This is a genomic window from Cupriavidus necator (assembly GCF_016127575.1).
In the GTDB taxonomy this organism is placed as follows: Bacteria; Pseudomonadota; Gammaproteobacteria; order Burkholderiales; family Burkholderiaceae; genus Cupriavidus; species Cupriavidus necator_D.
The window spans coordinates 1,790,071-1,816,968 of the sequence record NZ_CP066019.1 but is presented as its reverse complement, the minus strand read 5'-3'; the positions used below and the strand labels follow the sequence as shown (position 1 = coordinate 1,816,968).

The following is a 26,898-nucleotide window of genomic DNA, read 5'->3' as shown; positions in this document are numbered from 1 at the left end:
GGCATGGGTCCGTGCAGTGCCGCGCTGCCATGCGCTGGATCCCGGCCGCCGTTGGCCTGATGGTCAGCGCGTCGGCTTTCGGACAGGAAAACGTGACAGGTTCGGCATCGTCGGCAACGCAGGCGGAGCAGCCGGCCCCCGCGGGCAGACCCGCCCGGCAACCGGAGCCTTCGCTGCCGGCGGTGACAGTCAACGGCGCCCGCGAAAACCCCGTCAACCCGCCTACTACCGCTGGCAGCAAGGTGCCGCTGACCGCGCGCGAGGTGCCGCAATCGGTCACCGTGGTCAACGCCGAGCGCATCCGCGAGCAGAACCTGACCACGCTGGAAGACGCGATGATGCAGGCCACCGGCGTGTTCGTCGAAAAGCGTGACCAGGAGCGTTCGATCTATTATTCGCGCGGGCTGGAGATCGACACCTTCATGCTGGACGGCGTGCCGACCAAGTATGACTGGCGCAACACCGTGCAGCCGGACCTGTCGATGATCGAGCGGGTGGAAGTGCTCAAGGGGCCGTCGGGCCTGCTCGCCGGGGCGGGCAAGACCGGCGGCGCGATCAACCTGGTGCGCAAGCGCCCGACGCGAGAAACCCAGATCGGCGGCGCGCTGTCGGTGGGATCGTGGAACAACTACCGCGCCGAGGTGGATGCCGGCGGCGCGCTCAATGCCGACGGCACGCTGCGCGCGCGCATCACCGGCGCGTTCCAGGACAAGGACTCGTTCATCGACAAGACCAATATGCGCACCAGTGCGCTCTATGGCGTGATCGAGTACGACATCACGCCCAGCACGCTGGTGACGGTCGGCGCGAGCTACCAGGATTCGGAAGGCCGCCAGCCGTGGACGCTGCCGGCCTACTTCAACCCGGTCACGCGCCAGGCCAGCCTGCTCGACGTGCCGCGCTCGACTTACCTGGGCGCGGACTGGAACCGCGACCACTTCTATACCACCTCGGCCTTCGCCGAGCTGGAGCACAAGTTCGACAGCGGCTGGCAGGTCAAGGGTGCGCTGCGCTACCTGAACAACCGCCTGAACCGCGAGCAGGCCTATGCCTATACGCCGGTGATCCCGGGCGTGAACACGACCACGCTGTTCGCGGCCAAGCAGACCTACACGCAGGAGCAGACCAGCTTCGACCTCTACGCCAACGGGCCGTTCTCGCTGTTCGGGCGCCGGCACAAGGCGCTGGTCGGCTTCAATTTTTCCGATTCGGAACGGCGCGACCCCCGGTATGCCATTTCGCCGTTCTCGCAGGTCGTGAACATCTTCAACCCGCGCAGCGACTTCGCCAAGCCAACCTTCACCCCCAATGGCACAGGCATCACCACCACGACCAGGCAGTACGGCGTCTACGGCGACGCGCGCTTCTCGCTGGCGGATCCGGTGACGCTGGTGCTGGGCGGGCGGCTGAGCTGGTGGGACATCAGCGCGCGCCAGTACACGTCGACCACCAGCGTGACCCGGGGCGACGACATCAACGCCAAGTTCACGCCGTTCGCCGGGCTGATCTACGACTTCACCGAACACTGGTCGGCCTATGCCAGCTATGCCGAGATCTTCCAGCCGCAGGATGAGTACCTGACCGCCAGCGGCAACCTGGTCGATCCAATCAAGGGCAAGCAGTACGAGGTCGGCGTCAAGAGCGAATTTTTCGAGGGCGCGCTGAACACCTCGCTGGCACTGTTCGAGGTACGCGAGACCGGTCGCGCCACGCTCGACAATATCAACACGACCAATCCGAGCAATCCGTTCTTCGTGTCGCAGGGCGAGACCAAGAGCCAGGGCTTCGAGCTGGAAGCCAGCGGCCGCATCACGCCGAGCTGGACCATCTACGCCGGCTATACGTTCAACGTCACGCAGGACCTGCAGAACCGCACCGGCCAGGTCAACACGCCGTTCTCGGCGATTGCCCCCAAGCACCTGTTCAAGCTGTGGACGATGTACCGCCTGCCCGGCGATTTCAACCGCTGGCGCATCGGTGGCGGCATGACCGCGGTCAGCCATGTGCAGAACACCGCGCTGTTCCCCGCGCCGATTGGTGCGGTCACGCTGCGCCGCGGCGGCTATGCGACGTTCGATGCCGCGATCGGCTACGACTTCAACAAGCACGTGTCGGCGGACCTGAACCTGACCAACCTGTTCGACCGCAGCTACTACTCACGGATCAACAACCCGCGCGAAGGCAACATCTGGGGCCAGCCGCGCGCGGCCATGTTCACCGTGCGCATGAAGATGTAAACGCAGCGGCCTTCGTGGTGGTGCGATGCCATTGCACCACCACGAAGGCCGCGCGTTGCGAAGAATTCCAATGAACGACAGTCCCTCATCCCTGCCATCGCGCCGCGCCTTCCCGCGCGCGCTGGCCATGACCGCCCGCGCGCTGGCCGCGCTGGCGGGCAGCTATGCCTTTGTCTGGGGCATCACCGCCGGCGGCGCCGCGCTCGGTTGGCGCCTGGGCCTGGCCCGCAGCGAGGCCGTGCTCTGGTTTTCGATGCTGGCCTTCCTCCTGTTTCCGATGATGTCACTGTGGGCGCTAGTGACGCGGCACTTGCTGCGCGTGTGGCTGGTGCTGGCGGCCGGCGCGGCCATCGGCGCCGGCGTGGCGTGGTGGCTGGGGGAGAAGCTGGCGTGACGCGACCCGCACGAAATAACAAGGCCCGCGCACAGAAGGCCGATGCACATGCCGGCGGCCTGCGCCAGGCCATGACCTGGGCGCACACCTGGATTGGCGTACTGCTCGGCGGTGTGCTGATGGTGGCGTTCTTCATGGGCTCGGTGGCGGTGTTCGACCGCGAGGTCGACCGCTGGATGATGCCGGCCACGCGCCTGGACGCAGCGCCGCCCACGATCGACATCGACACCGTGGTGCCGCGCGCCGTGGCGGCGCTGGCGAGCGGCAAGCCGCTGCGCGAATGGGCGGTCACGCTGCCCGAGCAGCGCACCCCGGTGATGATCGCGCGCGTGCGCTATGCCGCCGCGGGCGGGCAGATCCGCCTGGCCGATCCGCGCAGCGGCGAGCTGCTGCCTGACGTGGGCACCTTGGGCGCGTCGTCGTTCTTCTATCCGCTGCACTACAACCTGCACCTGCGCGCCTGGAACATCGGCTACTGGCTGGTGGGCCTGGCGGCGATGGCGATGCTGGCGGCGATCGTGTCGGGGGTGATCATCCACGTCCGCATCTTCCGCGACTTCTTTACGTTCCGGCCGCGCAAGCAGCTGCAGCGCAGCCTGCTGGACCTGCACAACCTGACCGGCGTGCTGGCGCTGCCGTTCCATGCGGTGATTACGTTCTCCGGGGTCTGCATTGTCTACATGATCCTGATGCCGGCCGGCATCAGCGCGTTGTACCAGCAGCCGAACACCTTCTACGACCAGGCCTTGTCCGGCTACTCGCGCCCGCCCGCCGGGGTGGCGGCACCGATGGCCGCGCTGGGGCCGATGGTCGAGACCGCGCGCGCGCGCTGGGGCGGGGCGGCGCCGGCCGCGATCCGGGTGTGGAACCCCGGCGATGCCAACGCCGTGGTCAAGGTGAGCCGCTCGGTGGGCGACCGCGTCAGCCTGGCCGACGACGCCGCCTACTTCGACGGCGCCACCGGTGCGTTGCTGCATCACGTGCCGTTGCAGCCCGCTGCGACCACGCAGCGCTTCCTGACCGGCATGCACTTCATCGCGTTCGATCACTGGCCGCTGCGCTGGCTGTATTTCCTGGCCGGGCTGGCGGGGTGCGTGCTGATCGCTACCGGGCAGTTGTACTGGCTCGACAAGCGCCATGCGCGCCACGGCGAAAAGGGCGTGCGGCTGGCGGCCGCGGTCACCGCGGGTACCACCACGGGCCTGGTCATCGCCACGCTGGCGATGATGGTGGCCAACCGGCTGCTGCCGATGACGCTGCCGTCGCGCGAGTTTATCGAGGCCGGGCTGTTCTTCCTGGTCTGGCTGACCACCGCGATCCATGCGCGGGTGGCGATGCGTCCGGGCAGCCGCACGCTGGTGCCATGGCGCCAGCAATGCCTGGCGATTGCCGCGCTGGCGCTGGCGGCGCCGGTGCTCAACGGCCTGAGCACCGGCGACTGGTTGCCGCTGGCGCTGACGCGCGGCCACCTTGCCCTGGCCGGCGTCGACATCGTGCTGCTGCTGACAGGTGGGCTGGCGCTGGCGTCGGCGCGACGGCTGCGGCGCGTCGACGCGGCACGCCAGGCCCGGACCGCTGCTGCCAGCAGCCAGGCGCTAGAGGAGATGGACCGTGCCAATCACGCTTGAACACTTGCTGCTGCTGGGCCTGGCGCTGTGCGCGTACAGCGCTTTCGTGCTGTTTGCCTGCGCCACGGAGCGGCACTGGACCGAGTTGTCGGGGCAGGGCGCGGACCTGCCCGCCAGTGGCCGGCGGCGGCTGCGCTGCGCGGCCTGGGCGCTGGTGGCGCTTGGCGCCGTGGCCGCGCAGGCGGGCAACCGCACCGGCTTTGGCGTGCTGCTGTGGGCGCTGGCGATGATGGCGGGAGCGTTGGCGGTGTCGTTCACGCTGACCTGGCGGCGTGGCTGGCTGCAGGCGATCGCACGCGGGCTGATGGCTGTCTTGCGTATCTGAGACACGTGCCCCGCAAGGGACGCGCTTTTTATAGAAAAACGCAATTAACCGCCATAAGTTGCACCCGACCACGACCACGCATCCGCGTCAGGGCTGGCAGAGCCAGGGGGCGCCCCCAGCCCCGCGCATCATCGGCCTGCGCCGGTAAAGCCGCGCCCAGGCGGCGCCAGCAAGCGCCGCAGCCATTGCCGCCAGGCGCTCGCCGCCGGCCCGGCGCCTTGCCGGCAGCGCGTTACGTGCAGCGATGCCGTGGTGACGGCATACAGCTCGATATGGCCGCTGTCGGACAACGTAAAGCTCTCGCTCGCCGTCAGCGCCGTATCCTTCGGGTCTCCGTCGCGGATCAGCCAGAGTTCGCCTTCCGTGCAGCGCACGGCGACGTGTTCGCCGGGGCCCGCCGCCAGCCGCAGCGAACTGCGTGCGGGCAGGGTGGCGGTCATGTCATTGCTCACCAGGAACATGATGGTCTCCAGGCTCAGTCGACGGCCAGCCCGTGCAACGCTGGCGGGATTGCCGCGCGCGCGGGGGCTGTGCCGGGCCGGATGAAATCGGCGATGTGCCGGATCACGCCGGGATCCTGCAGGATGCGGCGATGCCCCAGGCCGCTGGTCGTGACCAGTTGCGCGCCGGGCCAGGCGCCGGCGATGGCGGCACCGTCTTCCCAGCGCACTTCCTTGTCGTCGCGGTCATGGATCACCAGCGTTGGCGGGACCGGCCGGGTGCGGCCGACGTCGGGCACGTTGAAGGCCGACCATGGCAGTCCCAGCCAGCGCTCGCTCTGGCGCTGCATGCGTGCCAGCACGCCGGGCGTGAAGCCCATTTGCCAGGCCAGCGACGCACACGCGGCGTGCATGTCGGCCGGCGATCCGACCAGTACGGCGGCGCGGGCGGGCAGGCCCTCACGCAGCGCCAGCGCGGTGGCCGCGCCGCCGAGCGAGTGCGCCACCACGGCGTGCACCGGCCCCGCGTGCCAGGCCGCGGCGAGCAGCGAGCGCGACATTTCCAGCACCGAGGTCTGCGCCGCGCCGCGTGCGCCGGCATCGGAGGCGCCGTGCGAGAGCGCATCGAAGGCCACCACGCGCATGCCGGCGGCCAGCAGGCCATCGACAACCGCATGCCACTGGCCGGCATGTCCGCCCCAGCCGTGCGCGAGCAGTACCACGGGGCCGGACCTGCCCCAGCGATAGACGCGCACGCGCCGGCTCGGGCCCTGGCCCGTCACCAGCGCCCAGTCGGCGCGCGCACTGTCCAGCAGGCGCCGTGCTGCCGATGTGGCGGCGGCGCGCGGCGGCTTGAACCAGATGTGCTCCAGCGCCCGCGCTGTCGCGCCGGGCCTGACCACGCTGCCCGCCAGCCAGCGCAACCGCTGCCAGCCCTGCAAGGCCCGCTCCACCGCGCCGGACTTGCCGGGGCGCAGCGGCGCATCGCCGGCGCGCGCGGGCAAGGGCGCGGCGGTGCGGGATGAGGAAACCGGGGAAGGAGAAGAGACTGCTTGCGTCACGACCTGCACCTCCAATGGATTCTGGATGGCACGGCATCATCGGCACCGGCCCCGCCGGCGGCTTTCCGTGCTGTTGTTACGACCGACCAGTCGTGCTTTTTTCGGTACAAAAAAAGTCCGCCGGAGCGGTTGCTGCCTGCCGGCGGGATTGCGCCGGCGCCAATGTGTGGATCAGTGGCCGCGAGCACCCTCGGCGGCACGGGCCACCAGGGCCGCAAATGCGCGCCGCGCCATGGTCTCGGCATCGTCGCGGCCGAGCAGCTTGAACGATTGCTGGAAGGCCATGCCGATACCCGAGAGTTCGAAAGCAAATTGCCGTGGGTCGGTATCCGGCCCGAAATGGCCCTCATCGATGGCGTCGCCCACCACGCGCGCAACCGTGCTGTGCCAATCCTTCAGCGACTGCACCACCAGGTCGCGGATCGAGCCCGGCCGGTCGCGGTATTCCTGGCCCAGCGCCGTGAACAGGCAACGTCCCTGCGTCACCGTGCCGCCCAGCCATTCCAGGTAGCCTTCGAACAGCCCCTGCAGTCGTGGCATGCCGCGCGGCTGGCGCATCGCCGGCCGGATCACGATCTCGCCGAAGCGCTCAACGGCCAGGTCCAGCACTGCCTGCTGCAACACCTCCTTGGACTTGAAGTGCGCATACAGGCCGCTCTTCGACATATTGGTGTCCGCGGCCAGCGTGGCCAGCGACAATTGTTCGAAGCCGACCTTGGCAGCGGTGTCCAGTGCCTGTTCGACGATGGCGTTGCGGGTGAGTTGTCCTTTCTGCATGGTGTGGAGAATAGCACGACCGGTCGGTTTGTCAACGAAACCAGATGCATGGTATTTGCCCCGACTTGCGCACTTGTGTCCGGGAGGCCATAACGTCATATGGATATGCATGTGACGTCAACGCAAACCGCCAAGGCCCGTTAGAGACTGGGCGGTGCAGCGTTGTTGTGCACGATCCGGCTCTTTGATGTTCGCCAACCGGCCGATGTCAGGGCGGGATTGCGGACTTCTAAGAAATCTGCACAAAGTGTTTCTGCGGTTACATACGGAACGCTTTGCGTGCTCTATACTCGAATGCACGTCCGCGCACTTTTTTTCACTGGTGACTGGAGACCGACATGAACAGTACAGCCGTGCCAAGAGGCGCTAGCGAACCGTTCCGGCAACTGCGGGCGTTGCGTCGCGCGCGCAAGCTCAAGCAGGAGGACGTCGCCCGTAAAGCGGGGATTTCCCGGGAAGCCTACCTGCGGGCGGAGTCGGGTCAGGCCGATCCCCGCATGTCGACGTTCCTGGCCGCCTGCGAGGCGCTGGGCCTGGAAGTCGTGCTGGCCCCGCAGCATCTTGCTGCAGACGTCAACGCATTTATTGCCAGCCGCAATGGCGGCGTGACGGCAGCTTCCATGGCAGGCCAGCCGGCCGCCGGAAGCACGGCCGCGCCGGCTGCGGCACCGGCTTCCGGAGGCGGTTTCGGCTCCGGGACCGGAGAGGGCCACAAGCCGGTCTGACTGGCCGCTGCCTGGCCGGCCGCGTTCGCAACGCGCCGGCACTGGAAGCTGGCCTCCAGGCCACCCATGACAACCGGTGCGGGGCTTTCCGCACTGCGCCGGTTGCTACCGTCCTGAGCGCCGTTCGCGACGCCTGGCGTGGATGACGCCGCAGGCCTGGCTGCCTGCTTCGGCGCTTTCCCGCATTTCCTGGTTTTTCCCGCTGCGTGAGCAACTGCCGCCGCGCAGGCGTCGACGCGCGCATCCCGGCGCTTCCTGCTTTTTCCCGCTGTTCCCGTTTCCCACCTACAACTGCAATGCAAGCGGCGTTCGACGCATGCGTCAGCGGTGCCGTTTGACACGTCCGAAGTTGGCTATTACGATATGGTAAATTCATTACGCATTACGTAATTCATGCTCCGTGCACCGCGCACAGACTGAATACGGACCGGCAGGCACTCCCAGCAGAGGCCGCCAGGCGCCAGCGCAGCGCCAGATGGACTGAGACCCAGGAACGCTGACGACACCATGACACTCACGCACACCCAGCTCGCCGAGCACGGCTATATGTCCGGCTTCGCCAATGAATTCGCCACCGAGGCGCTGCCCGGTGCGCTGCCTGTAGGAAGGAACTCGCCGCAGTGCGCGCCCTACGGCCTGTACGCCGAGCAGCTGTCCGGCACGGCCTTCACCGCGCCGCGCGCGCACAACCGGCGCTCGTGGCTGTACCGCATTCGCCCGGCCGCGATGCATACGCCGTTCACGCAGATCGAGCAGTCGCGTTTCCTGAGCCGTTTCGACCAGGTGCCGCCGTCGCCCAACCAGATGCGCTGGAGCCCGCCGGCAATGCCGTCGGTGCCGACCGACTTTGTCGACGGCATCGTCACCATGGCCGGCAATGGCGGCCCCGAGGCCATGACCGGCTGCGGCATCCACCTGTACCTGGCCAACCAGTCGATGCAGGACCGGTTCTTCTACAACGCCGACGGCGAGATGCTGATCGTGCCGCAGCAGGGCCGCCTGCTGATGGTGACCGAGCTTGGCCGGCTGGAAGTGGAGCCGCAGGAGATCGTGGTGATCCCGCGCGGCGTGCGCTTCCGCGTGGAGCTGCCCGACGGCGAGGCGCGCGGCTATATCTGCGAGAACTACGGCGCCTTGTTCCAGCTGCCCGACCTGGGCGTGATCGGCTCCAACGGCCTGGCCAACCCGCGCGACTTCCTGTCGCCGGTTGCCAGCTATGAAGACCGCGAGGGTGATTTCGAGCTGGTGGCCAAGTTCCAGGGCAACCTGTGGCGCGCCGGGATCGGCCACTCGCCGCTGGACGTGGTGGCCTGGCATGGCAACTACACCCCGTACAAGTACGACCTGCGCCGCTTCAATACCATCGGTTCGATCAGCTTCGACCACCCGGATCCGTCGATCTTCCTGGTGCTGCAGTCGCCGTCGGCCACGCCGGGCGTGGACACCATCGACTTCGTCATCTTCGGGCCGCGCTGGCTGGCGATGCAGGACTCGTTCCGCCCGCCCTGGTTCCACCGCAATATCGCCAGCGAGTTCATGGGCCTGATCACCGGCGTCTACGACGCCAAGGCCGAAGGCTTTGCCCCGGGCGGCGCCAGCCTGCACAACTGCATGAGCGGCCACGGCCCGGATGCGGAAACCTTCGAGAAGGCCAGCGCCGCCGATACCTCGAAGCCGCACCGCATCGAGGACACCATGGCCTTCATGTTCGAGACCCCGGGCGTGATCCGCCCGACGCCGTATGCCGCGCAGTCGGCCTCGCTGCAGCAGGACTACTACACGTGCTGGCAGGGCCTGAAGAAACACTTCAACCCGAACACCCGCTGATCTCGCGCGCCTGGCCGCCCGCCCGGCTTTCTCCCCTCGCGCAAGCGGGAGAGGGGCCGGGCGGAGAGAGCCGGCGCTCGTCGAGCATGATGCGTCACCGCACGCGACAAGTGCCACCAAATTTTCGGAGTATCCCAATGACCGCCCCCAAGACCAGCTGGATCGCTTCCGCCAACGACGGCCAGTCCCACTTCCCGCTGCAGAACCTGCCGTATGGCGTGTTTTCGACCAAGGGCCAGGCCCCGCGCGTCGGCGTTGCCATCGGCGACCAGGTGCTGGACCTCGCCGCGCTGGATGAGGCCGGCCTGCTGCCGGCCGCTGCCAAAGGCACGTTTGCCGCAAGCAGCCTGAACCGCTTTATCGCTTTGGGCAAGCCGGTGTGGAGCGAAACCCGCAAGCGCCTGGGCGCGCTGCTGTCTGGTGATGACGCCGCGCTGCGCGACAACGCCGCCCTGCGCGACCAGGCACTGGTGCCGATGTCGGCCGCGACGCTGCACCTGCCGGTGGAGATCCCGGGCTACACGGACTTCTATTCGTCCAGGGAGCACGCCACCAACGTCGGCCGCATGTTCCGCGACCCGGACAATGCGCTGCTGCCGAACTGGCTGGAAATCCCGATCGGCTACAACGGCCGTGCCAGCTCGGTGGTGGTGAGCGGCACGCCGCTGCATCGTCCCAACGGCCAGATCAAGCTGCCGAACGAGGCACGCCCGATCTTCAGCGCCTGCCGCAAGCTGGACTTTGAACTGGAGATGGGCTTTATCGTCGGCAAGGAATCGGCGCTGGGCGAGCCCGTCAGCACCGCCGATGCGCCGGCGCATATGTTCGGCATGGTGCTGCTCAATGACTGGAGCGCGCGCGATATCCAGCAGTGGGAATACGTGCCGCTGGGGCCGTTCAACAGCAAGGGCTTCGGCACCTCGATCTCGCCGTGGGTGGTGACGATGGAAGCGCTCGAGCCGTTCCGCCGCGACAACCCCGAGCAATCGCCGCAGCCGCTGCCGTACCTGCAGCAGCAGGACAAGAATGCCTACGACATCGCCCTGGAAGTCGCGCTGCAGCCGCAGGGCGCAGCGGCACCCAGCACCATCTGCCGCACCAACTTCAAGGCGATGTACTGGACCATGGCACAGCAGCTGGCCCACCACACGGTGTCGGGCTGCAATGTGCGCGTGGGCGACCTGATGGGCTCGGGCACGATCAGCGGCACCACGCCGGACTCCTACGGCAGCCTGCTGGAAATGACCCGCAACGGCGCCGAGCCGGTGACGCTGGCCGACGGCAGCCGCCGAGCCTTCCTGGAGGATGGCGACGACGTGATCATGACCGGCTACTGCCAGGGCGAAGGCTATCGCGTCGGCTTCGGCGCGGTGTCGGGCAAGATCCTGCCGGCGCGCTGAAGCGCTTCAGCCGGCGCCGCGGTCGGCGCTTTGGCCGACTGCGGCGGCATCCAGGATGACCGCCGCGCGGCCTGACAGCAGTGCCTGGCCCTTGGCGCTGACGGTGAAGGCATACAGCACGCTGCTGCCTTCACCGCTGATGCGCTGTGCCTCGACCTGCAGCGGCGCGTCGATATCGTCGAGCCGCTCCACATGGAGCACCAGCTTGCGCACGCTGGCCAGGTAGCCCGAGCGCGGGCGCTGTGCGCCCATTCCTGATTCCGCTTCCGCCAGCAATGCGCCGTGCACGGCCATGGCCTGTGCCGCGTATTCAATGCCGCTGAGCGCGGCCAGCCGGCCGTGCGCGCGCAGCGGGTTGTCCGCGCGCGTATGCGTGGCTGACGTGCAGCGAACCGATGCCGGATCCCAGGCCAGCACGCCGTCGAGCAGGCACATCGTGCCCTGGTGCGGAATGCGTGCCGCGATCCAGTCGCGGTCTTTCAGCAGCTCAGCCATCCGCCTGGCCGCCGAGGCTTTCCACCTCGGCCGCAAGCTGCAGCGTATCCAGATAATCGAGCACCACGGTGGTGGCCTCGCCGCGGGCGATGGCCGCCAGCAGCGGCAGCATGCGTGCGGCCGGTGCCGACGTGCGCAGTGCTTCCAGCGCGGCGTCCGGCATCACCGTGGCTGGCGCCTGCTTCAGCGCCACGCCGACGCGCGCGAGCGAACGCGCGCTCTGCCGCGGCGTGACCAGCAGGGCCACGCCGAAGGGATCGGGGATCGGGCGGTGGCTATGCAGCGGCTCGGGGTAGCCGGTGTCATAGGCGATCAGCAGGCAGGGTTCGGCATCGGCGGCGGCCTGCAGCACGCATTCGAGCAAGCCCGCGCTGCCACTGCCATCCATGGCGCACAGCACATTGGAGGTGCGCATCGCGCCCGCGGCGATCGACCAGTAGCCGGCGGTGGCGTTGTGCACGGAGTTGTGGAAGCGCGTGGGCGACATCAGCGGCTCGGGCTCGGCCAGCGCTTCGCAGATCGCATGGAAGTTGAAGCCGTCGCTGCTGGACGAGGCAAAGATCGTCGGCAGCTGCGCGGCTTCGCAGTCGCTGGCGGCGACGGCCTGCTGGCCGACACCAAGCGCCAGCCGTACGGTCGGGCCGGTGCGGCGACGCTCGGCCGGCGGCAGGCCCGCGGGTGGCGGCAGTTCGGTGGGCGCGTGCGCGTATGGCACGCGGCCGGCAAGGACTTCGGCGGCCTGCTGCCAGCCGGTCAGGCCGGGGCCGAGCAGGCCGATGCTTTCGATATACACGTGCTGCGGCATGGCGATGCTCAGTGGGAAGCCGCGTCCGCGCGGGCGAACAGCAGGCTGCAGTTGGATCCGCCGAAGCCGAAGGCATTGGTCATCGCATAGCGCAGCGGTGCCTCGCGGTTGGCGAGCTGGTAGTTCACGTCCAGCGCCGGATCCACCTGCGTGGTGTTGATGCCGCCGGGCATCAGGCCGTGGCGCAGCGCCAGCGCGCAAATGACGGCTTCGAGCGCGCCGGCGGCACCCAGCGCATGCCCGGTGGCGCCCTTGGTTGAGCTGCACGGCGTGCCGGGCAGCACCGCGGCCATGGCCATGGCCTCGGCCGCGTCGTTGCTGCGCGTGGCGGTGCCATGCAGGTTGACGTAGCCGACCTGCGCCGGCGCGACCCCCGCGCTGGCCAGTGCCTGCTCTAGTGCCAGGCGCGCGCCCAGCCCGTCGGGGTGCGGGGTCGACATATGGTGCGCATCGCTGGATTCGCCGATCCCGGCCAGCAGGATGGCATCGCCTTGCGCGCTGCCGGCCACGCGCTCGAGCAGGCCGAATGCCGCGCCCTCGCCGATCGAGATGCCGTTGCGCGCCACGTCATAGGGCCGGCACGGCTGGTCGGACAACAGCTCCAGCGAATTGAAGCCGTACAGCGTGGTGTGGCACAGCGAATCGACGCCGCCGACCACAGCCACATCGATCAGCCCTGCCTCCAGCATGCGCCGTGCCGAACTGAACACCTTGGCGCCGGATGAACAGGCCGAGGACACCGCAGCCGCGGGACCGGTCAGTCCCAGGTATTGGCGCAGGAAGGCGGGCAGCGAGTAGGGGTTGTGGGTGGTGGCGTAATGGAAGCCCGGCGGCAGCGCGCCGCTGGCAGGATCGCGCTGGCGATAGGCCAGTTCCGTCTGCAGCACGCCCGCGGTGCTGGTGCCCAGGAAGACGCCGACCCGGTGGGCGCCGTAGCGCGCCGCCGCTTCGCGCACGCGCGCGGCAAAGCCGTCCTGCTCCAGCGCCAGTTGCGCCAGCCGGTTGTTGCGGCAGTCGAATTCGGCCAGTGCGGGCGGCAGTGCCACGGTGTCCAGGCCGGGGACTTCGCCGACGAAGGTATCGAGCTCGACACCGCCGAAGCGGCAGGGCGCCAGGCCGCCGCGCTGCGCACGCAGTGCCGACAGGGTGGCGTCTACACCGGCGCCAAGGCAGCTGGTGGCCGTGAAATGCGAGAACAGGAGCGGGGACACGGCTTAGGGGGAACGAATGGAAGGAATCTCGGAAGGCTGTGCCAATTGTAACAAGCCGCCGCTCACTCAGGCTGTCGGCACGGCCGCGCGCAGCGTGACGCAGCGCAGGCCGGCGCGTTCGATGGCAGCGAGCAGGCCCGGCAGCACGGTGGTGCAATGTGCATTGCCGGCGGCATCGGTGCCGGGATTGCCGTCGTGCAGCAGCAGGATGTCGCGCCCGGCGAGCTTGCCGGTGAGGCGCTGCGCCACGCGCCCCGCGTGGTCGCCGCAGCGGGTATCGAAGCCGCGCCGGGTCCAGGCCGCAAGCTGAAGCCCGAGCCGGCACAGCACCGGCTCAAGGAAGGGATTGCGCAGCCCCGCGGGCGCGCGGAAGAAGCGCGGCGCCTGGCCGGTGAGGTCGGTCAGCACCTGCTGCGCGGCACCGATGTCGCGCAGCATGCGCCCGGGACCGAACACCGAGAAGTGCAGCCGGTGGTACATGCTGTGGTTCTCCACGGCGTGGCCGCGGCCGACGATCTCGCGCACCAGTTCCGGATGCGCCGCGGCGCGCGCGCCGACGCAGAAGAAGGTCGCGCGCGCGCCGTGCTGGTCCAGCATGTCGAGCACGCGCGGCGTCAACGCCGGGTTGGGGCCGTCGTCGAATGTCAGTGCCACGCAATCATCGGCAGAGGGCGGCAGGCGCAGCACATTGGGGCCAAGCCAGTGGCTGCGCGGCCACAGGCCGGCGGCGCACATTGCCGCATGGGCGGCACCAACGCCGGCCAGCGCCATGCCCATGGCCTCAGGGTGCGCCAGCATTGCGCCGGAGGCACCCAGGTGCACGGCGGCGGCGCCGTAAAGCAGCGGGGTGGGGCGCCAGGGGCGGCTGTAAGAGGTGCCGCGCAAGGCTACGCGCGGTGCGGGATACGAATTCATGTTGCACTCTTGGCTGTGTCTGGCGCCGCGGGGCGCGCCAGGATCGCCGAAAACCACAGGGCCAGCACGGCCCCTGGACCTACTGTCAGGCCGAAGGCCTTGAGCAGCGGCAGGCTCGACAGCGCCAGCAGGCCGAAGGCGGCCACCGTGGTCAGGTTGGCCAGCAGCAGCGACACCAGCGTATGCGGTGAAGCGCCCGCCACCTGGCTGCCTGCAGCGGGGCCGTTGAAGAATAGCGCGTAATTGGAGCCCACGGCCATCAGCAGCAGCAGGCCCACCAGGTGCAGCAGCGTCAGCGGCTGGCCGAGCGCTGCCAGCCCGCCCAGCACCACCAGCGCCGCCGCGGCCAGCGGCAGCACCGTGGCCACGACGCGCCGTGCCGAGCGCAGCGCCACGGCCAGCAGCACGATGATCGCCAGCAGGCCGGCCAGCGACAGCAGCAAGGCCTCGCGCAGGTAGCCGGTGTAGAGGCGGTCGGATTCGCCCTTGAGGTCGACGAACAGCGTGTCGGGAACGCCGGCCCGCGCCACCGCGGCCCGCACCGCGCCGGTGTCGACGCCGTCGGCCGCGCCGGTGCTTTGTTGGGCCGGTGCGCGCAGCGGCAGCGTGGCGCTCCAGCGCCCGTCGCGCTGCGCCAGCAACGCATCGACAGCCAGCGCCATGGAGGTGCCGCGCAAGTCCTCGCGCCGCAGCAGCGCACCGGTGCGCGCGGCCTCGGCCTGCGCCAGGAAAGGCGCGAACAGTGACGCGCGCACCGGCTGCGTGGCGATGGCGGCGCCCAGGCGCTGCGCCAGCTCGTCGGGCGGCGGCAGGCTGGCCTGGCGCTCGCGCTGGGTCGCCGCGCTGGGCAGGTAGCGCGCCGGGCTCTCGTAGCCGCCGATGAAATTCTGTGCCACCAGCGGGTCCAGTTCACGGGCCACGCGCTCCGCGCCCTGCAGCACGGATTCCTGGTCCGGCCCGGACAGCACCACCAGGTAGCGCACGTCGGGCGCGCCAAGATCCTCGCGCAACCTGGTATCGAGGGCCTGGTCGCTGGCCGACACCGGGCTCAGCGCCTGCAGCTCGCGGCCCCACAGCGTGCCGCGGTGCATGGCCAGCACCGTGGCGGCTGCCACCACCAGCACGAGCACCAGCCAGCGCAGCCGGTGCGCGCGCGCCGCCAGCCACTGCAGCCGGCGGCCCAGCGGCGCCACGTCGCGCAGGTGCAGCGTGGCCGGCACCAACTGCGGCAGCACGAAGCGCGTCACCAGCGCCGCGGTCGCCAGCCCGGCAATCGAATACAGCCCCAGCTGCGCCAGCCCCGGAAAGCCCGACAGCAGCAGCGAGGCAAAGCCGCAGACCGAGGTCAGCACGCCCAGGCGCACCGTCGGCCAGAAGCCGCCCAGCCAGGCGCGCTCGTCGCGCCGGCCGTCGCGCGTGTACTGCGCGGACTGCACGAACAGGTAGATCGAATAGTCGACCGCCTCGCCGATCAGCGTGGTGCCGAAGCCCAGCGTCAGTCCGTGCACCGAGCCGCCGAAGCCCAGGCTGACCGCGGCAATGCCCGCCAGCGCGCCGCTCAGTACCGGCACCAGCCCCAGCACCAGCAGCGGCACCGAGCGGTAGACCAGCAGCAGCAGCGTGACGATGATGGCCACGCCGATGGTCGACAGGCGCTCCACATCATGGCGGATGGTGTCGCGTGCATTGACGGAGAACACGCCCGGCCCGGTCATCGCCAGCTGGTACTTGCCAGCGATCGCAGCCTTGGCAAACGCCTCGCGCACGGCCCCGATGGCTTGTGCCTGCGCATCCGTGTCAGACCCCGCGGCGGCGGTCTGCGCCAGCAGCACCGCGCGCTTGCCGTCGCGCGACGCCCAGGCGCCGGCGTGCATGGGCACGCGCTGCCCGGCATCCAGCTGTGCCAGCATCGCGGCCACTTCGCCGGTGGGATCGCGCGGCAGCAGCGACTTGGTGAAGAGCCCGGCGGACGAGGCCAGCAGCTCGAACGATTCATTCAGCGCCTGCGCCAGGCCGCGTTCACTGAAGCGCTCGGGCGTGACCGCGGGGCTGAGCAGGTAGCGGTGCGCAAACACGTATTGGCGGTCTGCATCCTGGTTGACCGGCTCGCCGTTCTGGATCGCCGTGAAGCGGGGGTCGCCGCGCAGCTGTGCCGCCATGGCACGCGACACCGCGGCGCGGCCATCGGCATCGCCGCCTTCGATCCCGACCAGGACCAGGCGCGATACCAGCCCGTCGCGCAGCTGGTTCACCAGCAATTGCTGCTCGGCGCTGGGCAGGCGCGGCAGGAAGGCCGAGAGGTCGGCCGTGAAGGTGGTGCGGCTGATCACAGCCGCGCAGGCGAGCATGGCGAAGATCCACAGTGCCAGCGCGAGCCGGCGCATCGCTGGGCGCATCGTTGCGGGCGGCGCTGCGCTCATGGGCGGCCGGCAGGTCGGATCTTCATCACCGAGCGGTCGCCGTCGGCCTGCCGGATCTCGACGCGGTCAAGCGCATCCTGGCTGCCGTCGATGCGCACCTGGCTGACCACCGCGGCCATGCGCGAGTCCGCCGGAGTCAGTGTCAGCGTCCAGCGGCTGGCACGGCCTTCCAGGCCGAGCTTGTAGTAGCGCTCAAGCGTCTGGCGGTTGCCTGCCAGCGTGCCGCGGATGCTTTCGATAAAGGCAGCCAGCTCGGGGTAGTTCTGCAGCGGCATGGTGTAGCGCTTGCCGTCGCGCTCGACCGTCAGCATGTCGCCGTCGAGCACCATGTTCTCGGCCTTGGGCGACAGTGTGCGCTTCTCCAGGTGGTCGGGCGCCGTGAACAGCAGCTCGCCGGACGACTGCACCGGCTTGTCGACTATCGCCAGGTACTTGGTCTCGGTGAACAGCACGCGCCCAGACTTGCGCTGCGCCAGGGTGGACATCAGCTGGTCGACGCCAAATGTGGCGGCGCCGGACGGCGTGGCCAGCGCAAGCATGGCGCCGGCCAGCAGCATCGACAGCAGGAAGCGGAAAGGGCGTCTGGAAAGGGGCATCAGGGGCTGCTCAGGGCTCGCGGGTCATGGCTCGTTGCCCGGCGGCGGCTGTTCAGACAGCGGCGGGCCGGCGTGCCAGAAATCGTAGAAGTTGAACCAGTTGTACGGGGCGCTGCGGCAGAATTGTTCCAGCAGGCGCACGTATTCGGCCAGCGCGGTTTGCACGGCTGCCTCGCGCTGGCCGCGTGCGGTTTCGGTGAAGTCGGCCAGCGGCACGAAGTGCACATCGTAGCGGTTGCCGCCGCGGTACAGGCCGGTGATGAAGAACACCGGCCGGCGCAGCATCGCCGCCATGCGTAGCGGGCCGGTCGGAAGGCCGGTCGGCGTGCCGAGGAAGCTGCACTGCTGCACCGGGTCGGTGGCGCGTTGCGACAGCGTGCGGTCGGCCAGCATGCCGATCATGTAGCCGCGGTCAAGGTAGTCGCGCACCCGCAGCATGGTGTCGAAGCGGCCCAGCGCGATCACGTCCTGGCGCATCGCCGGGTTGATCGACGTCAGCACGTCATTGAGCTTGTGCGCGTTTTCCTCGTACATGGTGATCGCGACTTCCATGTCCGGGTGCCGCCGCCCGAGCGCGCGCACCACCTCGAAGCTGCCCAGGTGCGCACCCAGCAGGATTGCGCCGCGGCCGCGCGCCATCGCGGCTTCCAGCTGTTCCTCTCCGTGCAGGCGGATATCGAACAGGTCGAAGCGGCCGTTGAGCAGGTAGATGCGGTCATGGATGGTCGAGGCGAAGGTGAACACATGCCGGTAGCCATCGATCCAGTTGGCATCGCGCCCGAGGGCGCGGCCCATGTAGGCGCGCGAGGCATGGCGTGCCGCCGGCGCGAACAGCATGAAGTACGCCGCAATCCCCCGCAGCACCACGCGCCCGACGGGGCGGCCGAGTGCCAGCGAGATCCACGTCATGACGCGCAGCAGCGTGATGCTGCCGCGCTCCTGGCGGCGCGACCATTCGGATTCCAGCGGCGGCTGCCGCCTCCACAGCCAGCTCAGCATGCCGATGCCCCCGCGTGCGTCGCGGCACCGCGCACCTGCAGCGTGCCGCTGGCGACGTCGCGTCCGGCGCTGCGCAGCGTGAAGCGGATACTCACGCCGCCATCGGCCGCTGCGTCGGCCTGGTGGAGGATCTCAACGCGCTCGCCCGGGGTCACCGGGCTCAGGAACTTGATGGTGCCGGCCTCGGTGACGGCAAGGCGGCGGCCCATTGCAATGCCGAGTGCCAGCACCGCGTGGTCCAGCAGTACCACCCCCGGCACGATCGGATGGCCGGGAAAGTGGCCGGCGATGGCCGGGTGATCGGCGTCGATGACAAAGCCGGGCCTTGCCGCGCTATCGCCGTGGTGCGCCCCGGCAAGCCTTGCGACCAGCGCCGCCAGGGCCTCGCGCGGCAGCTTGCCGGCCGCATTGCGCGGCAGGCTGTCGGCAAAGAGCAGCGGGCGTGGCAGGAAGGCCGGGTCGATGCGCGCGCGCAGCGCCTGCTGCAGCTGCGCCGGGGCGACGCCTGGCGCCACTGCCACGGCCACCAGCCGCACCACGTGGCCATGCGTGTCGCCTTCGTGCGCATCATCGGGCATGAAGAACGCGCCGTCGCGCACGCCGTCGATGGCCGTGAGCTGGTGGTTCAGGTAAGCCAGCGAGGTGCGCTTGCCGGCGATATTCAGCATGTCGGCCTTGCGGCCATGGAGCAGGAAGTGGCCGGCATCCAGCGGCGCGATGGCGTCGCCCAGCGGCACCGGCTGCTCGATATGGCCGCCTTCGGCCCAGGTCTCGGCGCCGCCGGCGCCCTGGCGTGCCTGCAGCCGCACGCCCGGCACCAGTGTCCAGGCATCAGCCTGCGCGGTGCGGCGCGTGGCGATCTGGCCGGTCTCGGTGCTACCGTAGATCTCGCACAGCGGAGCGCCGAACAGGGTCTCGGTCTCGCCCGCCAGCTGGCGGCCAAGCGGGGCGGTCGCGCACAGCACCAGGTCTGCCGGCGGCATTGCCATGCCCGACTGCACCAGCGTGCGCAGGTGCACGGGCGAGCTGACCAGCGCACGCGAGGCCGGCACCGAGGCGAGGGCATCGTGCACGTCGGCAGGATAGAAGGCCGGGGCCGACACCAGGGCCGCGCGGCCCTGCAGCACCAGCATGACCGTGGCCTCCAGCCCGAACATATGCTGCGGCGGCACCGTGCCCACCACGGTCCAGGCACGCCCGTCCAGCAGGCCGAGCCGCTGTGCCGCGGCCTGCGCGCACCGGGCCATCGCGCCCCAGGTCTTGCGGTGCGGCACCGGCGTGCCGGTCGAGCCTGACGTGAACACGTACGCCATGACCTGGGTCGCGGCAATCCGCGGGATCTCGACCGGCCCGTCCGTGGCCGCGCCGCGCAGGCCGTCGTGATAGTGGAACGCCGGCATGGCGAATGCCGCGTCAGGCTGGTCGTGCAGGCAGAAGGCGTCCGGGGCAAAGTCGGCCAGCTGGCGCACCATCTCCGGCGTATGCGATGGCGGCAGCAGGGTGGCCTTGCCCGCCAGCAGCGCGGCGCACAGGCCGACGGTGAAGCGGTAGCGGTCGGTGCAGGCGTTGAATACGTGCCCGCCTGCGGGCAGCGCATCGGCCAGGCTGGACGCATCTGCCAGGAACTGGCGCACGCTGACAGGCCGTCCGTGCGCCCAGGCGATGATGTCTTCGGGCGAGGCATGCGCGACGATCGGGAGCATGGTCATGGGGCTGAGCCTGTGCCTGTTGCCAGTGTAGGGGCCGGTTTGCGGCGCGTCAGCGCGGCAAACCGGGCCGGTCCGCACGGGCAGCCATGACTGCGCGATAGCCATGCACCGCGTCCAGCAGGCCGCCGTGGGCCATGCCCGGGAAGGCAACGCGGCGGCACACGGCTTCGCCCACGAACATCAGCGCGATCAGCAGCGGCGTGGCCAGGTTGGCGAAGCTGGACCAGGTCGCCACCGGCGCGAGCACGAACAGCAGCGTCGATACACCTACCATCGCGGCAAAGAACAGCGTCCAGGCCTGGGTCACGCGCAGCGTGTAGCGCAGGTGCGCGGGGGGCAGCTGGCCATGGATTGCCGTCGCGATCTGCGTGCACAGTGGCGTGCGGCCGGGACGCAGGCTCAGCGCGAACATCACGCCCAGCGCGGCATTGATGCCGGCGTGCTGCAGGAAATAGGTCCAGCCGAAATGCGCGGCCAACGGCATGCGCCAGATCCACAGGGCGGCGCAGGCGGCCAGCAAGGCGGCCATTGCGGGCAGGCGCCCCCAAGTGCGGAGGCAGGCAAGGAAGCCGATCAGCAGGAACGGCGCCGCCCCGAGCCACAGCGCGGCGACTTCGGCACCTGGCTGGTGTGCCGCATGGTGCAGGGCGGATTCGTAGGCGACAAAGGCGGCCACCGCTGCAATCCAGCCATGGCGCCGGCCTGCCGGCACGGCATCCTGCCGTACAGGCGTGGCTGGCGCGGCGGGCGTGGAGGGGCGGTCGAATTGCTGGCTCGATGGCATCTGCGAGGGTATATTGTGTGTAGCGTAAGTCGCTTGGTGCACGGCGTTGCCGGAAATGGCGCCGCGTGGTGCGCGAAGCGAACGCTTTATACCCCAAAAGACCGGCCCGACGTGGTGATGATTCCCAAAAGGCCTGCCTTTGTTGTTACTAAACTTCTCTCAACTGGCTGGGATTTGCCCCTTTTGATAGCATCGGTTGCCCTGCCATGCGGCCTGGACAACCTTGCCCGGACCCATGCCGCAGCGGCATTCCAGCCACCTAGCGACATGACCGAACTCGAAACCGAACTTGCCCGCCTGATCATCGACGAACTCGAAATTGCCGAGCTACGGCTGGAGGACATCAGCGCCGCCACGCCGCTCTATGGCGAAGGCTTCGGGCTGGATTCCATCGATATCCTCGAGATCGCACTGCTGGTGTCGCGCAAGTACGGGGTCGAACTGCGTTCGGACAACCCCGACAACAAGACCATCTTCGCCTCGCTGGGCAGCCTGGCCAACTATCTGGCGGAACACCGTACGCGCTAGTTCGGCAGCCGCACCCAACCTTCCCCCCTTTCCAAAGCCAGGACCGGAGCACGACATGCCGCAGCAAGCCATGCCCGGGCCCGCACTGGTAGCCGGCGGCAGCGCCTGCCCGATGGGTGACGCCGAGCCGTCCGCCACGCACCTGGTGCTGATCCCCAGCTATAACCCCGGCGTGCGCCTGCATGAGGTGCTGCGCGCGGCGCGCGCCGCCTGGACACCGGTCTGGGTGGTCGTGGACGGCAGCACCGATGGCAGCGACCAGTGGCTGCTGGCGCAGGCAGCCATCGATCCCGGGCTGCGCGTCCTGGTGCTGCCGCACAACCAGGGCAAGGGCACCGCGGTGCTGCATGGCATCGATTCCGCCGCCGCGGCCGGTTTCACGCATGTGCTGGTGATGGATTCGGACGGGCAGCACCCCGCGCACCTGATTGCGCAATTCATGGCGATATCACAGCGCAACCCGGGCGCCATGGTGCTGGGCCGGCCCGTCTTCGACGCCAGCGCGCCGCGCGAGCGGGTCTACTGGCGGCGCATGTCCAACTTCTGGGCGGATGTCGAGACGCTATGGGCGGGCATCGGGGATTCCCTGTACGGCTTTCGCGTCTACCCGATCGCGCCGCTGCGCGCCGTCATGCGCGAGAGCCGCTGGATGCGTCGCTTCGACTTCGACCCGGAAGTGGCGGTGCGGCTGTGCTGGCGCGGCGTGCGCCCCATCAATGCCGACGCCCCGGTGCGCTACTTCGGCCAGCGCGAGGGTGGGGTGTCGCACTTCCGCTATCTGCACGACAACCTGCTGCTGACCGGCATGCACCTGCGGCTGCTGGCCGGCTTCATGCTGCGGCTGCCTGTCCTGGTGTGGCAGCGGCTGCGGCGGGCGGCCGGCGACGCGTCGTGCCGGCCGAAAGCCTGAACCCGCAAAAGAAGCAGAAAGGCCGCGCGAAGCGGCCTTTCTGCTTGTTGGGCCCAGGGGCCAGGGTTTGCTTACTTGCCCAGTTCGTGACCAATCACGCCGCCCACCACGGCACCGCCGATGGTCCCGGCGGCGCTGCCGTCAGTCAGCTCGTGTCCGGCCACGCCGCCGGCCACCGCGCCCGCCGCCGTACAGCCGGCCAGCGCCATGCTTGCGCTTACCAGTAGTGCACCTGCGAGTTTCCACATGATGGTCTCCTGCATCGTTGGCGGGCCAGTTGCAGGCAACCGGCCCCATGTGTCCAGCTTAGGCCCATGCCGGGCAGGGGCCTCTCCGAGACACGCCGATTGCGCTGTAGGAATCGGACGACGCAGGTGGCGCAGCGGTGGCGTCAGGCGACGCCGGCGTGCTGGCGCAGGCGCTTGATCAGCGAAGAAGTGTCGGCGCGGCCGCAGCCCATCTGCTGCAGGTCGGCATAGAACTGGTCGACCAGCGCCGTCACCGGCAGGCCGGCGCCGTTGCGGCGCGCCTCGTCCAGGCACAGGCCCAGGTCCTTGCGCATCCAGTCCACCGCGAAGCCGAAGTCGAACTTGTTGTCGATCATGGTGGGGCCGCGGTTCTCGAGCTGCCATGAGCCGGCCGCGCCCTTGCTGATGACGTCCAGCACTAGGCGCATGTCCAGCCCGGCGCGCTCGCCAAAGGCGATGGCCTCGGACAGGCCCTGGATCAGCCCGGCGATGCTGATCTGGTTGACCATCTTGGCCAGTTGCCCGGCGCCGGATTCGCCGATGCGCGTGACGGCGCGTGCGTAGGCGGCAATGACCGGTTCGGCGCGCGCATAGGCGTCGGCATCGCCGCCGCACATGATGGTCAGGATGCCTTTCTCCGCGCCGACTTCGCCGCCGGAGACCGGGCCGTCGACAAAGTGCAGGCCGTGCTCGCGCGCGGCGGCGTGGAGTTCGCGCGCCACGTTGGCGCTGGCGGTGGTGTGGTCCACGAAAATGCAGCCGCTGGGCGCGCTGAAGAAGGCGCCGTCATGCCCGGTCAGCACCGCGCGCAGGTCGTCGTCATTGCCCACGCAGGAGCAGACCACCTGCGCATCGCGCACGGCCTGTGCCGGCGTGGGAGCCGCTTTGCCGCCGAACTTCCCGACCCAGGCCTGCGCCTTGGCGGCGGTGCGGTTGTACACGGTGACCTCGTGCCCCTTGGTGGCGAGGTGGCCGGCCATGTGGAAACCCATGACGCCCAGTCCGAGAAATGCGACACGCATGCTGCTGCTCCGTTGCTTGTATGTTTGGGATCGGTGAGGCGCGGCCCCGTTTGCGTGATGCCACGCCAGGGTCCTCCGCCGGCGGGACGGCTGGGCCGCCTCCGGCCCCAGAGTATACGGGGGCGCGGGGGCGGGGGACAGATACAGAGCCCGGCACGATGCTGCGCTACAGAATGCGGCTTCGGGCACATATAGTCATGACATCGTTAAATAGGAAATACCTATGAAATAGGTATTTGAAAAATACCCATGTTGTCGCTAAAATAGAAATACCTATCATATTGGTATTCCATCGGCACGATGAAGCAAATCGTCTCCACTCCCTGGCAGCTTGGCCAGATCCTGCAGGCAGCGCGCAAGGCGGCCGGCCTGAACCAGACCGAGGCCGCCGCGCGGCTGAATATCAGCCAGAGCCGGATGTCGCACATGGAGCTGAACCCCGACACCATCAGCGTCGACCAGTTGCTGGCGCTGGTCGGCGCGCTCGGGCTGGAATTGGTGGTTCAGGACCGGGCCACGGGGGCCGCCGAGGTGTCCGACGTGGCGTGGTAATCATGGTGGCACGCAGGTCACGTACGCCGGCGTTGTCGGTCTGGGCCAACGGGCAGCGCGTGGGCACCTGGCGCCAGCCGTCCGGTACCGGGATGGAACTGGAATACGACGAGGACTGGATCCGCTCTGAAGCCGGGCGGCCCCTGTCTCTGTCGCTCGGGTATGGCCTGGGCAACCGGCGCGTGGTGCGTGGGGATGCCGTGCGCAACTACTTCGACAACCTGTTGCCGGACAGCGAGGCCATCCGGCGCCGGTTGGCGCTGCGCTTCCAGACCGGCTCGGTGGAAGCCTTCGAGCTGCTCGCCGCCATCGGCCGCGATTGCGTGGGCGCGGTGCAGATCCTGGGCGAAGACCAAGCGCCTGCGGGCATCGACCGGATCGAAGGCGAACCGCTATCGGACGAGCAGATCGAGCGCTGGCTGGAGGATATCGTCGCCACCCCCGCGCTTGGGCGGCATGAGCACGACGACGACTTCCGCATCTCCATCGCCGGCGCGCAGGAGAAGACGGCGCTGCTGCGCCATGACGGCCAATGGCTGCGGCCGCATGGCGCCACCCCGACCACACATATTTTCAAGCTGCCACTGGGCCTGGTGGGAAACCGCAGGGCCGACCTGAGCACGTCGGTGGAAAACGAATGGCTGTGCCTGAAGATCCTTGCCGCCTATGGCTTGCCGGTGGCCGATTGCGAGATGCTGACGTTCGGCCGCCGCAAGGTGCTGAGCGTCACGCGTTTCGACCGCCAGCCTCATCCGTCAGGCAATTGGCTGCTGCGGCTGCTGCAGGAAGATTTCTGCCAGGTGTTCGGCCACAGCCCGCTGCAGAAATACGAGGCCGATGGCGGGCCCGGCATGATCGAGATCGCCACGGTGCTGCGCAACTCAGTGGCCCAGGCCGATGATCTGCAGACGCTGCTGGCCGCGCAGTTGCTGTTCTGGCTGCTGGCGGCACCGGACGGGCACGCCAAGAACTTCAGCATCCGCCTGCTGGCCGGCGGGCGCTACCGCATGACGCCGCTGTACGACGTGATGTCGATCTGGCCGGTGGTGGGCCAGGGCGCCAACCAGTTCTCCTGGCACAAGGCCAAGCTGGCCATGGCGGTCGCCGGCCGCAGCCGGCACTACGGCCTGCGCGATATCCAGCGCCGCCATTTCAATGCGATGGCACCGCGCTGTTTCCTGGGTGCCGATGCCGAGGCGCTGATCGGGCGCATCATCGCGCGGACCCCGGCGGTGATCGCCGAGGTCGGCGCAGCACTGCCCGCGGGTTTTCCGCAGAAGGTGGCGGACACGATACTGGAGGGTCTGCGGGCATCGGTGCAGCGGCTGGCAGAGATGCCGGCGCAGGTGGAGGGGTGAGCCCCGGAGAGGCTTTGCCGCCGGAGCTGACCGCCGCGCACAACACCACAAGGTCAGAACCCGCCTACGCCAGCTTCCGCCCTTGTCCTATCCCTTGCGCCTCGCGCCCTGCCTACATTGAAGCCAGGTTGCACCACCGCAAGGAGCCGACTCATGTCATTCGCGCTATACATTATCGGCCTGTTGGTCCTGGTTGCCGGCGTTCCCTGGGGCATGGAAACCGCTGGCCTCGCGCCCGTGTATATCGGTATTGCCTGCCTGATCGTGCTTGGCATCGGCATCATGGCGGCGGTCTCGCGTACCCGTACAAAGGATCCCTCCTGAGGGTTGCGGGCCTGGCGCCGTGCCGGGCCCGCCCTTGTTTTCCGTGACGCCGCGCAGCGGCGGGCGCACCAGGTTGGCTTGGAACCAGGCCGGCGTCGCCCGCGCGCCATGGCCAGCCAGCATCTGCTAGTTCACCGGGCCGTCGTGTCCACCGTATCCTGGACGGGCGGACTCGCCAGCTGCGCGCGCACCGCCGCCGCCAGTTCGGCAGCCGCCGGCGACAGGCTGCGGTTGCGCGAGGTCACCAGCCCGATCGAGCGCTCGGTCACCGGCGCGGTCAGCAGGCGCTCGACAATGCCGGGCTGGCGCACCGTTCCGGCCGCGATCTCTGGCAGCGCGGCCACGCCGAAGCCGCATTCGACCATGGCCGCGATGGTGGCCAGGCGCTCGGCCTCGAATACCGGCTGGAAGCGGATGCGGTTCTGCAGGAAGGCCCATTCCGCGTACTGGCGCACGCTGCTCGGGTGCGTCATCGACACATGCGGCGCGCTGGCGGTATCGGCCCAGCGCAGCGGCCCGGGGCTGCGCGCGAGCGGGTGCGCCGACGGGATCAGCAGCACGAAGCGGTCCGACAGCAGCGGCTCATACTGCAGGTCAGCCTGTTGCGGGTCGGCCGCGGTCAGCGCGAAATCCACGTCGCCGGCGCGCACCAGGTCGAAGGCCGGGCCGGAGAGGGTATCGAATACCTTCAGCGCCACCTCCGGGCGCGCCTGGTGGTAGGCCATCAGCACGCGCGGCAGCATGCGCGCCGCCAGCGAGGGCAGCGCCGCCACCGCCACCTGGCCGCGCTCGGCGCTGGCAATGCCGGTCACGGCGTCGATGGCGCCGCGGAACGCCGCCTGCAGCAGCGCGGCCTGCTGCATGAAGACCTGGCCGGCCGCGGTCAGGCGCACGTTGCGGGTGGTGCGGTCGAACAGGCGCACGCCGAGGGATTCCTCGATGCGCAGGATCTGCGTGGACAGGGCGGACTGCGACACGTGCAGCTGGCTGGCGGCCTGGCGGAAGTTGAGCGTGCGGCCAAGCACCAGCGTGGTTTCGATGTCGCGCATCGACAGGTTGATTTTCATCTGCGGCAGCGGGCCGGCGGCGTCCGCCGGCCGAATCACACGATTGATCTGATTTGTGGATCATTCTATCCATAGAATCGACTTCTTCAATCAAAGCAAGTTCTCTACACTGCCGGGATTCGATGCCCCGCCATCAGGATT

At 68.9% G+C, this 26,898-nt stretch carries 27 protein-coding genes; 12 read left to right on the top strand and 15 right to left on the bottom strand.

Annotation, left to right across the window (positions count from 1 at the left end; translation table 11 throughout):
- The first annotated feature begins 29 nt into the window (after window positions 1-29).
- From I6H87_RS27250 to I6H87_RS27235, 4 genes are all read left to right on the top strand, one after another.
- Window positions 30-2,237, top strand: coding sequence for a TonB-dependent siderophore receptor (locus tag I6H87_RS27250; RefSeq protein ID WP_051398566.1), 2,208 nt, complete (start codon window positions 30-32; stop codon window positions 2,235-2,237).
- 70 nt (window positions 2,238-2,307) lie between these two features.
- Window positions 2,308-2,631, top strand: a complete 324-nt coding sequence (locus I6H87_RS27245; protein WP_010810181.1) for a hypothetical protein — start codon at window positions 2,308-2,310, stop codon at window positions 2,629-2,631.
- Window positions 2,628-4,259 carry a PepSY-associated TM helix domain-containing protein gene (locus tag I6H87_RS27240; protein ID WP_011617398.1) on the top strand — a complete coding sequence of 544 codons (1,632 nt, stop codon included), beginning with the start codon at window positions 2,628-2,630 and terminating at the stop codon, window positions 4,257-4,259. Before I6H87_RS27245 ends, I6H87_RS27240 begins: the two co-directional genes overlap by 4 nt.
- Window positions 4,243-4,584 carry a DUF3325 domain-containing protein gene (locus I6H87_RS27235; protein WP_011617397.1) on the top strand — a complete coding sequence of 114 codons (342 nt, stop codon included), beginning with the start codon at window positions 4,243-4,245 and terminating at the stop codon, window positions 4,582-4,584. The genes I6H87_RS27240 and I6H87_RS27235 overlap by 17 nt, the downstream gene beginning before the upstream one ends.
- Before the next feature lie 128 nt (window positions 4,585-4,712).
- On the opposite strand, the gene I6H87_RS27230 is transcribed toward I6H87_RS27235, so the two are convergent.
- The 3 genes from I6H87_RS27230 to I6H87_RS27220 all read right to left on the bottom strand — a co-directional run bounded on the left by I6H87_RS27230 (window position 4,713) and on the right by I6H87_RS27220 (window position 6,862).
- Window positions 4,713-5,045 carry a DUF2917 domain-containing protein gene (locus I6H87_RS27230; RefSeq protein ID WP_011617396.1) on the bottom strand — a complete coding sequence of 111 codons (333 nt, stop codon included), beginning with the start codon at window positions 5,043-5,045 and terminating at the stop codon, window positions 4,713-4,715.
- Between the two features lie 14 nt (window positions 5,046-5,059).
- A complete protein-coding gene (locus tag I6H87_RS27225) occupies window positions 5,060-6,085 on the bottom strand; it encodes an alpha/beta fold hydrolase (RefSeq protein WP_011617395.1) in 1,026 nt (341 codons plus the stop codon).
- A gap of 171 nt (window positions 6,086-6,256) precedes the next feature.
- Window positions 6,257-6,862, bottom strand: coding sequence for a TetR/AcrR family transcriptional regulator (locus I6H87_RS27220; RefSeq protein WP_041688140.1), 606 nt, complete (start codon window positions 6,860-6,862; stop codon window positions 6,257-6,259).
- A gap of 338 nt (window positions 6,863-7,200) precedes the next feature.
- Between I6H87_RS27220 and I6H87_RS27215 the strand changes: the two genes are divergently transcribed.
- The 3 genes from I6H87_RS27215 (at window position 7,201) to fahA (ending at window position 10,814) form a co-directional block, all read left to right on the top strand.
- A complete protein-coding gene (locus I6H87_RS27215; RefSeq protein WP_011617393.1) occupies window positions 7,201-7,587 on the top strand; it encodes a helix-turn-helix domain-containing protein in 387 nt (128 codons plus the stop codon).
- Between the two features lie 507 nt (window positions 7,588-8,094).
- Window positions 8,095-9,414 carry a homogentisate 1,2-dioxygenase gene (gene hmgA / locus I6H87_RS27210; protein WP_011617392.1) on the top strand — a complete coding sequence of 440 codons (1,320 nt, stop codon included), beginning with the start codon at window positions 8,095-8,097 and terminating at the stop codon, window positions 9,412-9,414.
- A gap of 137 nt (window positions 9,415-9,551) precedes the next feature.
- On the top strand, window positions 9,552-10,814 hold the full coding sequence (fahA, locus tag I6H87_RS27205) for a fumarylacetoacetase (protein ID WP_010810173.1): 1,263 nt from the start codon (window positions 9,552-9,554) through the stop codon (window positions 10,812-10,814).
- A 6-nt stretch (window positions 10,815-10,820) separates the two neighbouring features.
- On the opposite strand, the gene I6H87_RS27200 is transcribed toward fahA, so the two are convergent.
- From I6H87_RS27200 to I6H87_RS27160, 9 genes are all read right to left on the bottom strand, one after another.
- Window positions 10,821-11,309 carry a hotdog family protein gene (locus I6H87_RS27200; RefSeq protein WP_010810172.1) on the bottom strand — a complete coding sequence of 163 codons (489 nt, stop codon included), beginning with the start codon at window positions 11,307-11,309 and terminating at the stop codon, window positions 10,821-10,823.
- Window positions 11,302-12,114 carry a beta-ketoacyl synthase chain length factor gene (locus I6H87_RS27195; RefSeq protein WP_011617391.1) on the bottom strand — a complete coding sequence of 271 codons (813 nt, stop codon included), beginning with the start codon at window positions 12,112-12,114 and terminating at the stop codon, window positions 11,302-11,304. The genes I6H87_RS27200 and I6H87_RS27195 overlap by 8 nt, the downstream gene beginning before the upstream one ends.
- Window positions 12,115-12,122: 8 nt before the next feature.
- Window positions 12,123-13,325, bottom strand: a complete 1,203-nt coding sequence (locus tag I6H87_RS27190; RefSeq protein ID WP_011617390.1) for a beta-ketoacyl-[acyl-carrier-protein] synthase family protein — start codon at window positions 13,323-13,325, stop codon at window positions 12,123-12,125.
- A gap of 66 nt (window positions 13,326-13,391) precedes the next feature.
- On the bottom strand, window positions 13,392-14,240 hold the full coding sequence (locus I6H87_RS27185) for a polysaccharide deacetylase family protein (protein WP_041688138.1): 849 nt from the start codon (window positions 14,238-14,240) through the stop codon (window positions 13,392-13,394).
- Window positions 14,237-16,636 carry an MMPL family transporter gene (locus tag I6H87_RS27180; RefSeq protein ID WP_136227915.1) on the bottom strand — a complete coding sequence of 800 codons (2,400 nt, stop codon included), beginning with the start codon at window positions 16,634-16,636 and terminating at the stop codon, window positions 14,237-14,239. The genes I6H87_RS27185 and I6H87_RS27180 overlap by 4 nt, the downstream gene beginning before the upstream one ends.
- 20 nt (window positions 16,637-16,656) lie before the next feature.
- A complete protein-coding gene (locus tag I6H87_RS27175) occupies window positions 16,657-17,256 on the bottom strand; it encodes a LolA-related protein (RefSeq protein ID WP_011617387.1) in 600 nt (199 codons plus the stop codon).
- Window positions 17,257-17,280: 24 nt separating this feature from the next.
- Complete coding sequence (locus I6H87_RS27170) at window positions 17,281-18,255, bottom strand: lysophospholipid acyltransferase family protein (RefSeq protein ID WP_011617386.1); 975 nt, start codon at window positions 18,253-18,255, stop codon at window positions 17,281-17,283.
- A complete protein-coding gene (locus tag I6H87_RS27165; RefSeq protein WP_011617385.1) occupies window positions 18,249-19,964 on the bottom strand; it encodes an ApeI family dehydratase in 1,716 nt (571 codons plus the stop codon). The genes I6H87_RS27170 and I6H87_RS27165 overlap by 7 nt, the downstream gene beginning before the upstream one ends.
- A gap of 49 nt (window positions 19,965-20,013) precedes the next feature.
- A complete protein-coding gene (locus I6H87_RS27160; protein ID WP_041688134.1) occupies window positions 20,014-20,748 on the bottom strand; it encodes a COG4648 family protein in 735 nt (244 codons plus the stop codon).
- Between the two features lie 267 nt (window positions 20,749-21,015).
- Between I6H87_RS27160 and I6H87_RS27155 the strand changes: the two genes are divergently transcribed.
- Together I6H87_RS27155 and I6H87_RS27150 are read left to right on the top strand one after the other, a co-directional pair.
- Window positions 21,016-21,276: a phosphopantetheine-binding protein gene (locus I6H87_RS27155; RefSeq protein WP_041688132.1), complete on the top strand. Its 261-nt coding sequence runs from the start codon at window positions 21,016-21,018 to the stop codon at window positions 21,274-21,276.
- 55 nt (window positions 21,277-21,331) lie between these two features.
- A complete protein-coding gene (locus I6H87_RS27150) occupies window positions 21,332-22,186 on the top strand; it encodes a glycosyltransferase family 2 protein (protein ID WP_011617382.1) in 855 nt (284 codons plus the stop codon).
- A 71-nt stretch (window positions 22,187-22,257) separates the two neighbouring features.
- Here I6H87_RS27150 and I6H87_RS27145 read toward each other — a convergent pair whose 3' ends face one another.
- Window positions 22,258-22,434, bottom strand: coding sequence for a glycine zipper 2TM domain-containing protein (locus tag I6H87_RS27145; protein WP_010810161.1), 177 nt, complete (start codon window positions 22,432-22,434; stop codon window positions 22,258-22,260).
- A 143-nt stretch (window positions 22,435-22,577) separates the two neighbouring features.
- The gene (locus I6H87_RS27140; protein ID WP_011617380.1) at window positions 22,578-23,456 is read right to left on the bottom strand and encodes an NAD(P)-dependent oxidoreductase; all 879 of its coding nucleotides are present in this window, start codon (window positions 23,454-23,456) and stop codon (window positions 22,578-22,580) included.
- Between the two features lie 300 nt (window positions 23,457-23,756).
- Between I6H87_RS27140 and I6H87_RS27135 the strand changes: the two genes are divergently transcribed.
- The 3 genes from I6H87_RS27135 (at window position 23,757) to I6H87_RS27125 (ending at window position 25,690) form a co-directional block, all read left to right on the top strand.
- Window positions 23,757-24,008, top strand: a complete 252-nt coding sequence (locus I6H87_RS27135) for a helix-turn-helix domain-containing protein (RefSeq protein WP_011617379.1) — start codon at window positions 23,757-23,759, stop codon at window positions 24,006-24,008.
- Between the two features lie 2 nt (window positions 24,009-24,010).
- The gene (locus tag I6H87_RS27130) at window positions 24,011-25,366 is read left to right on the top strand and encodes a type II toxin-antitoxin system HipA family toxin (RefSeq protein ID WP_011617378.1); all 1,356 of its coding nucleotides are present in this window, start codon (window positions 24,011-24,013) and stop codon (window positions 25,364-25,366) included.
- Between the two features lie 153 nt (window positions 25,367-25,519).
- A complete protein-coding gene (locus I6H87_RS27125; RefSeq protein ID WP_011617377.1) occupies window positions 25,520-25,690 on the top strand; it encodes a hypothetical protein in 171 nt (56 codons plus the stop codon).
- Between the two features lie 131 nt (window positions 25,691-25,821).
- Here I6H87_RS27125 and I6H87_RS27120 read toward each other — a convergent pair whose 3' ends face one another.
- Window positions 25,822-26,757 (bottom strand): LysR family transcriptional regulator, encoded by a 936-nt coding sequence (locus I6H87_RS27120; protein WP_011617376.1) that lies wholly within the window; start codon window positions 26,755-26,757, stop codon window positions 25,822-25,824.
- Between the last annotated feature and the right edge of the window lie 141 nt (window positions 26,758-26,898).